The following is a 12546-nucleotide window of genomic DNA, read 5'->3' on the forward strand; positions in this document are numbered from 1 at the left end:
GTTTACGATCCACGCTTCCTTCCCACGCTCGGTCGCCCTCACGCAGTTGCGCTTCACTTCGTTCGTTGTGATCAACTTACGGCGGGACTTCCACCCGCAGGAGTGCGCCCATGCTGGGCGCACATAAAAAAACGCGAGACCTTACGGCTCTCGCGTTTCCAAACCAGTGTACTGGTCGACTTACTTTGCAGCAGCCACAACCTTACGTGCTGGCAACTTTTCCTTGATACGTGCGGACTTGCCCGAACGATCGCGGAGGTAGTACAGCTTGGCGCGGCGGACATCACCACGACGCTTTACTTCAACCGAGGCAACCAGCGGGGAATAAGTTTGGAACGTACGTTCCACACCTTCGCCCGACGAGATCTTGCGCACGATGAAGGAACTGTTCAAGCCGCGGTTGCGCTTGGCAATCACGACACCTTCATAAGCCTGCAGACGTTCACGGTTACCTTCCTTCACCTTGACTTGGACAATCACGGTGTCGCCAGGGGCGAATTCGGGAATGGTCTTGCCCAGACGGGCGATTTCTTCTTGTTCCAGCTTTGCGATGAGGTTCATCGTAATACTCCGGTTGTGAAGCTTGTTCCTTCTCCGGTATCACGCATAAAGCAGCTACGCACGTCGACTTCGCTCCTGCGATGCTCGCTGTACTCATGTACAGCTGCGCTTCTCAAAACGATCTCAACGTGCTCACTCGCTTTCTACGCGATACCTCTCTACGTGTTATCCGGCTGATATTCAGCTTGGAACTCACGGAGAAGCCGAGCTTCCTCTTTTGTCAGCTGACGCTGAGCCAGCAGCTCAGGCCGACGTAACCACGTCCGCCCCAATGCCTGCTTCAGACGCCAACGCCTGATATGGGCATGATTACCGGACATCAAGACATCCGGCACCGCCATGCCGCGGTATTCATCTGGACGGGTGTAATGCGGGCAATCCAGCAACCCATCCACAAAACTATCTTCCTGCGCCGATGCGGCGTCATTCAATACACCGGGCAGGTGACGCACAATGCTGTCAATCAGCACCATGGCCGGTAGCTCGCCACCTGAAAGTACGTAGTCACCAATCGAGATTTCTTCATCGACTTGGCGAGCAATCACACGCTCATCAATACCTTCATAACGGCCTGCAATAATTATCAAACTGGGCTCGACAACCAGACGCATCACCGTAGCATGATCCAGCGGTGCACCTTGGGGCGACATATAAATCACCCTCGAGCGCGCGTGCCCATCGACCTGATTCGCTGTGCGAGCAGCTTCAATGGCAGCTTCAAGCGGTTCGGATAGCATTACCATCCCCGGACCACCGCCATATGGCCGATCATCCACGCGCCTATAATTGTCTGTTACGTAATCCCGGGGGTTCCAGCAACGCAAACCAAAAATCCCTTGGTCGCATGCCCGTTGTGTTACGCCATGCTCAGCAAGCGCATCGAACATGCCTGGGAAAATAGTAACGACATCAAAATGCACTTTAGTAATCCAAGCCCCAATCGACCTGAATCAGGCCAGAGGCTTGATCAACAGACACGACAACTGCACCGACGAAGGGAATCAATCGCTCAGTATCGCCGTCCTTTACTACCAACACATCGTTAGCGCCGGTGCCAAGCAAGCTATGGACAGCGCCCAAACGTTCCGCTTGAAGATTAACTACTTCCAGGCCAATCAAGTCAGCCCAGTAGTATTCACCCTCGTCAGCTTCAGGCATCTCGCTACGGGGGACTGCAACAGTCATTCCCTTTAGCGCCGCAGCGGCATCACGATCATCCACACCCTCAAGTTGGGCATTGATGTTCTTAGGCTGGGCGCTACTGTCCAATACTTTGTAAGCACGCCACTGGCCGTTACGACCCAGCCACCAGACCGGGTATTCAAACAAGCTATCTACAAACTCGGTATCGGCAACGACCTTTACCCAACCTCGGATACCAAATGCGCCTGCGACAAAACCCATCGGCACCAAGTCAGCCGGGATACCGGCAACAGAGGCAGCGATGGGCTGTTGCTTAGCCGGCTTCATGTCGGCATCAATCACCTTTGGCCATCAAGCCGGAAGGTTCTTGACCAGCTTCTTGACACTGTCCGCCAATTGGGCACCGTTGGCGATCCAATGATTCAAACGGTCAGCAGCAATACGCACGCCTTCTTCCCCATCTTTGGCGACAGGGTTATAAAAACCAATGCGCTCGATAAAGCGGCCGTCGCGGCGGCAACGCTTGTCAGCCACGATCACATTGAAGAACGGGCGATTCTTGGCGCCACCACGGGCAAGACGGATCACAACCATTTGTGTTTCCTAAATATCGGTTAGACGGTAAAAAGGCGCGGATTTTACCTCCAGGCCACGCATTCCCGCAAGAACATCTTTCAACTCAAGCGATTACATCCCCGGCAACATGCCCTTCATACCCTTCATCATCTTGAACATATTCTTACCGGAGAACTGCTTCATCATCTTTTGCATTTGCTCAAACTGATTAAGCAGACGATTCACCTCCTGAACGGACACACCTGAGCCTGCGGCAATACGGCGCTTACGGCTCGCTTTCAATAACTCAGGCTTGCGGCGCTCTTCCATTGTCATGGCGTTGATAATCCCTTCAACACGGCGCATGGCCTTGTCTGCATCCGGTCCTTGCATCGCAGCGCCCATCTGCCCCATGCCCGGAAGCTTATCGATTAAGCCTGCCATACCACCCATTTTTTTCATTTGCTGAATCTGCGCCTTGAAGTCCTCCAAGTCGAAGCCCTTGCCAGTCTTCATTTTCTTGGCAAGCTTCTGCGCCTCTTCCACATCGACCGTCTGCTGCACCTGTTCAATCAGAGACAGTACGTCTCCCATGCCCAGAATACGCGACGCCATTCGTTCAGGATGAAAGGGCTCCAATCCCGTAACCTTCTCACCCACACCCACAAACTTAATGGGCTTACCCGTCACCTGTCGCACCGACAATGCCGCGCCGCCGCGGGCATCACCATCAAGTTTCGTCAAAACCACCCCAGTCAACGGCAAAGCTTCGCTAAATGCCTTGGCGGTATTGACGGCATCCTGCCCCTGCATCGCATCCACAACGAACAAGGTCTCAACCGGGTTCACCGTGGCATGCAGTACTTTGATCTCAGCCATCATGGCTTCATCAATTGCCAACCGACCTGCTGTATCCACAATCAAGACATCGAAGAAATGCCTTTTAGCGTAATCAAGCGCGGCGCGGGCAATCTCAACCGGCGCTTGCGCGGGATCGGAGGGAAACCACTCCACCCCCACCTGCCCAGCCAAAGTTTTCAGTTGCTCAATGGCTGCAGGGCGATATACGTCAGCAGATACCACCAGTACTTTTTTCTTTGATTCCTCCTTGAGGCGTTTAGCAAGCTTGCCAGTGGTGGTCGTCTTACCCGCACCTTGCAAACCGGCCATCAGTACGACGGCGGGGGGGACCGCCGCCAGATTAAGGGCATCGTTGTGTTCACCCATCAGCTTCTTCAGCTCATCATGTACCACCCCGATTACTGCCTGCCCCGGGGAAAGACTACCCATGACTTCCTCACCGACCGCGCGCGCCTTCACATCAGCAACGAAGGACTTCACCACAGGCAAGGCCACATCGGCCTCCAGCAGCGCCATACGCACCTCACGCATGGCTTCAGCAATGTTGTCTTCGGTAAGACGCGCGTGGCCACGCAGATTTTTTACGACGGAGGAAAGGCGACTCTGAAGGCTATCGAACATAGACGATTCTCAATCGGCACGGCTTCGCCGGCGCTCTGTTAAACTCGAACGCGTAAGTTTACCCGAGTTAAGCACTTGAATCCCTTTACCTCTGCCGCCTTGAATTGGTACGCATCAGCCATTTGGCTTGGGTACCTATTGCTAACTGTCTGGATTACGCGAGTACGACGAAACAATGCCGCGCCACCCAGTACAAGACAACAACAGTATGAGCATGCTCTTGTAGGCGCCCTCCTGCTGTTGCATACCCCTTTTGCCTTCGCACCATTGACTCAGGCACTCCCGCATTTTGGCGCGCGCGAGGCGCTGGGCCTGCTAACTTGGCTCTCAGTTCTCATCTACTGGACTGCCGCATTTATGATTCGCCTGGAAGGACTGCAAACCGTGCTATTACCGGTTGCCACCGTTACCCTGGCTGCCAGCCAGCTCCTTCCTCCAGGACACCCCACCCCCTGGCTTTCTGCAACGCTGATGCAAGTCCATTTTGCGATAGCAATGTTGTCCTATGGCTTCTTTTCTGTTGCCGCAGGCTTGGCAGCATTAATGCGGCTTGCCGATCGAGACTTACATCATCCTGCCCAAGGCCTGCTCCGCCAATTGCCCCCACTGCTAGCCCTTGAGAAGTTGCTTTTTTCAACCCTGGCACTCGGCTTTACCCTATTAACCGCAACACTTATAACTGGCACTGTCTTTGCCGAAGAACTATTTGGGCGAGCAATTACCTGGAATCACAAAACCATATTCTCTCTTTGCGCCTGGTTGGTGTTTGGCACACTCATTTGGGGGCGGCAAACACGGGGGTGGAGAGGCAGGACAGCAATAAATTGGACACTGATTGGTTTCGCGCTTTTACTTCTGGCCTATATTGGTAATCGCTTCGTGCTGGATAGCTTGATCAGACGATAACCTGGACGTGACTCGTTTGGCATGTTTCAACCGACAACTCAAAGCCTGCCAATATGCAAATTAAAAATATTGAGTTTTTACTTTATCGCGAAAAACTGCGCTTAATCCAAGTAGAGCAAGGCTTTGCGCCTTTACAGACGAACTTGACAAAGGCATTATTTCTGTCAGCCTTCAGTAATTAAACGTCTAGGCCCGACGCGATATGCGTCGATTTTTTGCAAGGAAGCTCGATTATGGCGCAAGCAACAACACCGCTCTCCGGCATCGCCCGCGCGCTTGTCCAGCAAGGCCGCCTACAAGAGGCGGATGCCGAAGCGATCCACGCTCAGGCCCAAACCAGTAACAGTACTTTTGTCCAGGCATTAGTCGCCAGCAAAAAACTTAATGCTGCACAAATAGCAGAATTTGCTGCTACGACTTTCGGCTATCCATTGCTGGATTTGGCACAACTTGATTCAGCCTATATTCCACCCGGGGTACTCGATCCAAAATTGATGCAGACCCGACGGATCGTTCCACTCTATAAGCGTGGCACAAAGTTGTTTGTAGGTATCTCAGATCCTACCAATATCAAAGCGCTGGAAGATGCAAAATTTCAGACCGGCGCCATGATTGAGCCCGTAGTGGTTGAGGACAATAAGCTAGGCCAATTAATTGAAAAACTCATAGAGGCCAGTGGTGCCAATCTAAAAGATTTGGTAGTAGATCAAGATGAAATGGACATCGCTGGCGGCGACGAACCCAGTGCCGAGCCAGAAGGTGCATCGCTAGATGTCGACGATGCACCTGTTGTTAAATACATTCAAAAAGTATTGCTGGATGCCATCAATTCGGGGGCTTCAGATATTCATTTTGAACCTTATGAAAAATTTTATCGCGTCCGCTATCGAATTGATGGCGTTCTGCGCGAAGTCGCACAGCCTCCGCTCGCGATCAAAGACAAAATGGCTTCGCGGATCAAGGTTATCTCCAAACTGGACATCTCTGAAAAACGCGTTCCACAAGACGGACGGATGAAGCTGGTTCTGTCCAAGAGCCGCGCTATCGACTTCCGTGTCTCTACCTTGCCAACTTTGTTTGGCGAGAAAATTTGTATGCGGATTCTCGATCCAAGTTCTGCCACGTTGGGGATTGACGCCTTGGGTTACGAGCCGGATCAAAAAGCGGCGCTACTTGAAGCGGTACACCGGCCTTATGGCATGGTTCTGGTTACTGGCCCAACAGGCTCGGGTAAAACTGTGTCTCTTTATACTTGCCTAAATATCCTGAATGAACCTGGCATCAATATATCGACAGCAGAAGACCCAGCGGAAATTAACCTTCCCGGTATTAATCAGGTCAACGTCAACGACAAAGCGGGTTTAACTTTTGCTGCCGCGTTGAAATCCTTCCTGCGTCAAGATCCTGACATCATCATGGTCGGTGAAATTCGCGACTTGGAAACAGCTGATATTTCAATAAAAGCCGCACAGACCGGCCATATGGTGTTCTCCACCCTGCATACCAACGATGCCCCAGCAACCTTGTCACGTATGCTGAATATGGGCATTGCCCCTTTCAATATTGCTTCAGCAGTAATTCTGATCACTGGCCAACGTCTTGCACGCAAACTTTGCTCAGCGTGCAAAAAACCTATAGATATTCCCCCTGAAGCATTAATAAAAGCGGGCTTTCTGCCAGAAGAATTAGATGGCAGTTGGCAACCGTATGGTCCCGTAGGCTGTGATACATGCAAAGGAAGCGGCTACAAAGGGCGGGTAGGTATTTACCAAGTCATGCCAATTTCAGAAGAAATGCAACGTATCATTATGCGACAAGGCAATTCCATCGAACTTGCGGATCAAGCCCGTAGAGAAGGCGTACGCGACCTTCGCCAATCAGGCCTACTAAAAGTAAAGCAAGGTATGACTTCGCTGACTGAAGTAGAAGCCGTTACTAACGAATAAGACTGTAGTAGCAAGGAGCAAGAATATGGCTGCGGATAAGAAAGCAAAGGCTAAAGAATACCCCTTCTCATGGGAAGGAAAAGACAAAGTAGGAAAAGTCCGCAGAGGCGAAATAATGGCAGCCAGTGACACAGTGGTCCGCAGCACTTTGCGTCGGCAAGGTATTAATGTTACAAAGATTAAGAAAAAGTCCACCTCTGGCGGAAAGAGTATTAGCGAAAAAGACATTGCTTTCTTCACCCGCCAAATGGCGGTAATGATGAAATCCGGCGTGCCGCTACTACAGGCGTTTGATATTGTCGCCAAGGGCCATAGCAATCCACGGTTTACCAAACTTTTGCTTGACATTAAAAATGACGTAGAGACCGGATCCAGCCTTACCGTTGCCTTCCGTAGGCATCCTTTGTACTTTGATGCGCTATTCTGCAATTTGGTCCAAGCGGGAGAACAAGCGGGTATTCTTGATGCATTGCTAGATCGTTTGGCTACTTATAAGGAAAAGATCCTGGCTATTAAAGGTAAAATTAAGTCTGCGCTTTTCTACCCTATAGCCATTATTGTTGCCGCATTCATCATCATTACAGTGATCATGATTTTTGTTATCCCTGCCTTCAAAGATCTTTTTGCCGGATTTGGGGCTGACCTCCCTATGCCAACACAAATCGTGATCGATATTTCTGAAATATTCACAAGTTATTGGTGGGCAATATTTGGGGTGATTGGCGGCGGTATTTATACGTTAATTCAACTAAAGAAACGCTCGATTGCTTTTCAAAGCTGGATGGATCGCACCGCACTTAAACTACCGGTCTTTGGCGATATCATTCGCAAAGCTACTATCGCTCGCTGGACACGTACCATGTCTACCATGTTTGCTGCCGGCGTACCGCTTGTTGAGGCGCTCGATTCAGTGGGTGGTGCATCCGGTAATATCGTTTATTCGAATGCCACCAAGCGTATTCAAAATGAAGTCAGTACTGGTACGAGCCTAACGGTCTCCATGCAGAACAGTGAAGTCTTCCCCCCCATGGTTCTGCAAATGGTAGCCATTGGAGAGGAGTCTGGTGCCCTAGATGCAATGCTCGGAAAGATTGCCGACTTCTTTGAACAAGAAGTGGACGAGGCAGTTGATGCCATGACTAGCCTGATGGAACCCATGATCATGATGGTATTGGGTCCGATCATTGGCGGCATCATCATTGCCATGTACCTACCAATCTTCAAGATGGGCGCTGCCGTAGGCGGTTAATACAGATGAGCTTGTGGTATGTATTGGCCCACCAACCTACATTATTTGTGATCACCGTTTTTCTACTTGGACTGCTAGTTGGTAGCTTTCTAAACGTTGTTATTCATCGCCTCCCCAGAATGATGGAGGCCAACTTTAGGGCGGAATGTGAATTTCTCAATCAACCGACGGATACGATACCGATAGAAGATTCTACCAAACCCCCGTACAACCTGATCACCCCTCGGTCATGCTGTCCAGGTTGCGGTAGCCCAATAGCGAGTTATGACAATATTCCAGTGTTATCCTGGCTATTGCTAAAAGGAAAATGCCGGCACTGCAAGACTGCGATCTCAGTCCGCTATCCCCTGGTTGAACTTGGTACTGGTTTATTATCAGCTGGAATAGCCGCCTATTTTGGTTGGGGCTTCATCGCCGCCGGCACCATTGTATTCATTTGGTTTCTTGTCGCCCTGTTTTGGATCGATGCGGACACCTACTTACTACCCGATGACTTGACGCTTCCGTTGCTTTGGCTAGGGCTGCTCTTTAACTTAGTAGGTGGATTGGTATCTTTAAGTGACGCACTACTCGGTGCTGTATTTGGCTACCTTAGTCTGTGGTCAGTATATTGGCTGTTCAAACTGGTTACTGGCAAAGAGGGCATGGGATATGGGGATTTTAAGTTGCTCGCCGCCATCGGTGCTTGGCTTGGCTGGCAAGCCCTGCCCATTGTCATCCTGCTCTCTTCTCTTGTTGGCGCGATAATTGGTATTACCCTAACACTCCTAGCTAGCCGAGGTTGGAGCAAGCCACTTCCATTTGGCCCTTACCTTGTCCTAGCCGGCGTAATCGCACTGATTTGGGGAAATGACTTACAACACTTACTCTGGGCCATTTAGTTGCCATGTATATAGTTGGATTAACTGGCGGGATAGGATCTGGTAAAAGCACCGTCACTGCGATCTTCGAAAGTTTTGGTGTCCCACTTGTTGATACTGACGCTATTGCCCATGCCATAAGTCAACCCAATATGCCTGGTGCGCAAGCTGTTTTCGATTTATTCGGCCCCGGCTTTATAGATAACAATGGGGCCATCGAACGGACCAAGCTCAGAAAACTCATTTTTGCTGATGTTGATGCCAAGCACAGACTGGAAGGCCGGCTTCATCCTATTATTCAACGTGAAGCGCACCGTCAGCTTAGAGCCATCCCTGCCCAAGCACCTTATGCATTGTTAGCTGTTCCTTTACTATTTGAGACCAACAGCTATCAAGAGGTAATCAATACCTCTCTAGTGGTTGACTGCCCAGAGCCCTTACAAGTCTCACGTGTTGTGGCTAGAAGCCATCTAAGTCCGCAGGAAGTGGAGGCCATTATGCGCCAGCAACTATCACGAACCGATCGCTGCAGAAGAGCTGACAACAGCATTCTCAATGACGGGGACTTAGCTTCACTTGAGGAGAAGGTTAGAATTCTGCACAGAAAGTACACGCAAGCAGCTGAATTACAACAAGATTCATTGTAATGATTTGTCAAAGCAGCATTAATCTTGCACAATCAGACGCTAATTCAGTACAAGCAGCCGGCTCGGCCAACGTGATCAGTTACGAATTCCCTGTTAATGAACGAATCCGCACCCTTTTACGGCTTGAGGATTTGTACAATCGTGCCGCATTTTTTTCCAACCGTGAACATGCGTTGGAACATCATGCGGCTTTGCTGTGCTTATTTGAAATCATGGAAGTTGCAGGGCGCGCAGATCTGAAATCTGATCTATTGCAAGAATTGGAGCGCCAACGACAGACCCTAGAAGGGCTCCGGGACAATCCGCAGATATCCGAAGAGGCTCTGGATATGGTGCTTGCAGATATTGAGCATACCCATACGAGGCTTCTTGAACCGACAGGCAAGTTTGCTCAGCACTTGCGCGAGAATGAATGGCTTATGGCAATTAAGCAACGCTCAGGAATACCCGGTGGTGCTTGCCAATTTGACCTGCCCTCCTACCATTATTGGCAGCAGCAGCCCGTTCAAGAACGGCAGCGGGCTATCAACAGCTGGTTGGGGCCAATGTTACCAATTAAGGATGGGATTGATATCGTCCTTCGGATTTTACGTAATAGCGCTAAGGTATTTCCGTTAACAGCACAGGGTGGCGCATTTCAACAAATGTCCGGAGGGAAAGTGGTTCAGCTATTAAAAGTAACCCTGGCCAAAGATTTACCCCTCGTTCCTGAACTTTCCGCAAACAAATACGCTATTAATGTGCGCTTTGTCTCTCCAGCAGCAGGCTCTGACCGCCCCCGTCAGTGCGACCAGGATGTCGACTTCCTTCTCGCCTTTTGCAATCTTTAATTTACATGACATTTACCTCTAAAAAACAGATCTACTGCCCAACCTGTGGTGGTCTCGTTCTTTGGTCTATTGAAAATCAATGGCGTCCTTTTTGTACCGAGCGGTGCAAGCAGTGTGATCTTGGCGCCTGGGCAAGTGAACAGTATCGTGTTCCTGGTGATATTCTTCATTTACAGGATGAAGAATCACCAAGCGATTGAATTTTGAATTAATTCTTTAATCTACGGAAACCGTAGATATCTAGTTATTAGCTGACGTTTATTAAACCAGCCAAGCTACATATATATAAGAATACTAATTCTTTAAATTTAATTCCTAATACAAAGTTTTCTTAGCTCGCTTACAGGTACGGCGCGCAAATCCAACATTACAGTCGACTGGCACCTATCCGCTCCAGACATAATGATCTATTCTGCGCGTATTGACATGCAGAAACCCTTAAGAAAATGCTCGCACCTCAAGTACTATTTAAGTGATCTACATAGATATATGCGCTATAGAAACAGACTATACGTGCATTTTAAATGGCTCGCTTTCCACCAACAGACAGCACTTCATTACCCAGCTCAACCAATTCACATAATTCAAATCAAATAACTCTATTTGTGGCAAGTAAACCATAAATTCACCCACTGTGAAAACCTCCACCCCCATTCGCTATTGGCGCATAATGCGCCTCATCTTGCATCTCCTTTTTGGACTTCTTGAGGTCGCTCTTATTTTTCCAATGCTGCGTGAAAATCAAACCCGGGAAGCAAGGATTAGTCGTTGGGCACGTAAACTTTGTCACATTTTAAATATCCAGGTAATCAACAATGCACCAAGCCATCGACCTAGTAATGCTATGCTGGTGGCTAATCACATATCATGGCTAGATATTTTTGTCTTAGACACTGTATTTGTTTCGCGCTTCGTCGCCAAAGCAGAAGTGCGTAACTGGCCATTTATTGGTTGGCTATGCCAGCAAACCGGAACGCTCTTTATCAAACGGGAGCGGCGGCACGATACTCACAAAGTAAATAAACAAATTGCGAAAATACTAGCGGCAGGCAACTGCGTCGCAATATTTCCGGAAGGAGGCACTACATGTGGCATGACTACCATGGCATTTAATGCATCGTTACTCCAACCGGCAGTAGATGCCCATGCTTATATACTACCGGTCGCACTCAGCTATTACGATCAATATGGGCAGCGCAGTACAGCTGCCGCTTATATCGGGGAAATGAGCCTACTTGCCTCCATAATGCAGCTGGTAAACCAACCCTTACTAGAAGTAAGACTTCATTACTTTCCACTTATTGCTTCAAATCAATCCAGTCGCAAAGACATTGCCAACCAAGCACGGCTGCTAATTACCAATCACCTTAGTTTAAATGTGCGCCAAGACCCTCAAACTGTGGGGCTAAGCTAGAAGGTACTTGAAACACTTGTTTATCTTCTAACCGAATAGCTGTTAATGCTCCACCCCATACACAACCAGTATCCAGTGCAATGATGTCGTCTCTTTGCAAAAGTCCCAGGGCTGACCAATGTCCAAAGACCAATACAGAACCATCATTTCTATTGTTAGGTATATCAAACCACGCATACAAATTGGCAGGGGCATCACTCAATTCACCCTTGAAGCCTAAGTCTAACTGACAGTTAGAATCAACCATACGCATACGTGTACAAATGTTTACGATCAAGCGTAAACGGTCTACCCCCATTAAATCAGGCTTCCACTTAGCAGGTTGATTGCCATACAGCTTGCTCAGGAACTCACAATATCCTTCCCCCGCCAACACAAAACCAACCTCACTAGAAAAAGTAAGCGCTTGGCCAATGGTCCATAACGGCAATAGACCCGCATGGACAATTATGTACTGCCCAACTTGGCGCACAAGTGGCTGTATACGAAGCCAATTCAATAGGCAATTGCAATCCGGTGCTGCTAATAGTGCTGATAGAGTATCCCCTTTCTTTTGCCTTACCAACCCATACCCAACGGCCAAGAAATGTAAGTCATGATTGCCCAACACCATCCGCACAGACTCTCGATTAGCATAAACCCAGCGAAGAACCTCAAGGGAATTTGGACCCCGATTTACCAAGTCCCCTACAAGATAAGCTTTATCAACGGTGGGATTAAATGAAAAACTATTTAATAAAGACATTAGTTCGGCATAACACCCTTGAATATCACCTATCACATAGTTAGCCATTCTTATTTTTCTCATCCTTAATTTTTAACTGCCAAATCGGCATAGGGGCGACCAGATGTTCTGGCCGACCCCTGCCACACCACCCGGCATGCGGGTCCGCACCGGGCGGTTGGAGCAGTTGAGGTCAATCTGCCTCCAATTGATGCACATCGCCCGGTTT

At 49.2% G+C, this 12546-nt stretch carries 14 protein-coding genes; 8 read left to right on the forward strand and 6 right to left on the reverse strand.

Going from position 1 to position 12546, the window contains the following annotated elements; all coding sequences use genetic code 11:
* Nucleotides 1-180 precede the first annotated feature (180 nt).
* From rplS to ffh, 5 genes are all read right to left on the reverse strand, one after another.
* Nucleotides 181-561, reverse strand: coding sequence for a 50S ribosomal protein L19 (rplS, locus tag CSQ89_RS16755; RefSeq protein ID WP_099407240.1), 381 nt, complete (start codon nt 559-561; stop codon nt 181-183).
* 158 nt (nt 562-719) lie between these two features.
* A complete protein-coding gene (gene trmD / locus CSQ89_RS16760) occupies nt 720-1481 on the reverse strand; it encodes a tRNA (guanosine(37)-N1)-methyltransferase TrmD (protein WP_099407241.1) in 762 nt (253 codons plus the stop codon).
* Between the two features lies 1 nt (nt 1482).
* Entirely contained in the window at nt 1483-2031 is a 549-nt protein-coding gene (gene rimM / locus CSQ89_RS16765) for a ribosome maturation factor RimM (protein ID WP_099407252.1), read from the reverse strand.
* A gap of 24 nt (nt 2032-2055) precedes the next feature.
* A complete protein-coding gene (gene rpsP / locus CSQ89_RS16770; RefSeq protein ID WP_099407242.1) occupies nt 2056-2298 on the reverse strand; it encodes a 30S ribosomal protein S16 in 243 nt (80 codons plus the stop codon).
* A gap of 93 nt (nt 2299-2391) precedes the next feature.
* Nucleotides 2392-3741 (reverse strand): signal recognition particle protein, encoded by a 1350-nt coding sequence (gene ffh / locus CSQ89_RS16775; protein WP_099407243.1) that lies wholly within the window; start codon nt 3739-3741, stop codon nt 2392-2394.
* A gap of 267 nt (nt 3742-4008) precedes the next feature.
* On the opposite strand from ffh, the gene CSQ89_RS16780 reads away from it, so the two are divergent.
* The 8 genes from CSQ89_RS16780 to CSQ89_RS16815 all read left to right on the forward strand — a co-directional run bounded on the left by CSQ89_RS16780 (nt 4009) and on the right by CSQ89_RS16815 (nt 11593).
* Nucleotides 4009-4647, forward strand: a complete 639-nt coding sequence (locus CSQ89_RS16780) for a cytochrome C assembly family protein (RefSeq protein WP_255408657.1) — start codon at nt 4009-4011, stop codon at nt 4645-4647.
* A 233-nt stretch (nt 4648-4880) separates the two neighbouring features.
* Nucleotides 4881-6593, forward strand: coding sequence for a type IV-A pilus assembly ATPase PilB (gene pilB, locus CSQ89_RS16785; protein WP_099407245.1), 1713 nt, complete (start codon nt 4881-4883; stop codon nt 6591-6593).
* A 25-nt stretch (nt 6594-6618) separates the two neighbouring features.
* Nucleotides 6619-7842 carry a type II secretion system F family protein gene (locus CSQ89_RS16790; protein WP_099407246.1) on the forward strand — a complete coding sequence of 408 codons (1224 nt, stop codon included), beginning with the start codon at nt 6619-6621 and terminating at the stop codon, nt 7840-7842.
* A 5-nt stretch (nt 7843-7847) separates the two neighbouring features.
* Nucleotides 7848-8723: a prepilin peptidase gene (locus tag CSQ89_RS16795; RefSeq protein WP_099407247.1), complete on the forward strand. Its 876-nt coding sequence runs from the start codon at nt 7848-7850 to the stop codon at nt 8721-8723.
* A gap of 5 nt (nt 8724-8728) precedes the next feature.
* The gene (coaE, locus tag CSQ89_RS16800; protein WP_099407248.1) at nt 8729-9349 is read left to right on the forward strand and encodes a dephospho-CoA kinase; all 621 of its coding nucleotides are present in this window, start codon (nt 8729-8731) and stop codon (nt 9347-9349) included.
* Nucleotides 9349-10179 (forward strand): cell division protein ZapD, encoded by an 831-nt coding sequence (zapD, locus tag CSQ89_RS16805; RefSeq protein WP_308418169.1) that lies wholly within the window; start codon nt 9349-9351, stop codon nt 10177-10179. The genes coaE and zapD overlap by 1 nt, the downstream gene beginning before the upstream one ends.
* Before the next feature lie 5 nt (nt 10180-10184).
* A complete protein-coding gene (locus tag CSQ89_RS16810) occupies nt 10185-10379 on the forward strand; it encodes a DNA gyrase inhibitor YacG (protein WP_099407249.1) in 195 nt (64 codons plus the stop codon).
* 470 nt (nt 10380-10849) lie between these two features.
* The gene (locus tag CSQ89_RS16815) at nt 10850-11593 is read left to right on the forward strand and encodes a lysophospholipid acyltransferase family protein (RefSeq protein ID WP_099407250.1); all 744 of its coding nucleotides are present in this window, start codon (nt 10850-10852) and stop codon (nt 11591-11593) included.
* On the opposite strand, the gene CSQ89_RS16820 is transcribed toward CSQ89_RS16815, so the two are convergent.
* The gene (locus CSQ89_RS16820) at nt 11547-12386 is read right to left on the reverse strand and encodes a symmetrical bis(5'-nucleosyl)-tetraphosphatase (protein ID WP_099407251.1); all 840 of its coding nucleotides are present in this window, start codon (nt 12384-12386) and stop codon (nt 11547-11549) included. The two genes, CSQ89_RS16815 and CSQ89_RS16820, sit on opposite strands and share 47 nt — an antisense overlap.
* Between the last annotated feature and the right edge of the window lie 160 nt (nt 12387-12546).

The organism is Chitinimonas sp. BJB300 (assembly GCF_002735695.1).
In the GTDB taxonomy this organism is placed as follows: domain Bacteria; phylum Pseudomonadota; class Gammaproteobacteria; order Burkholderiales; family Chitinimonadaceae; genus Chitinimonas.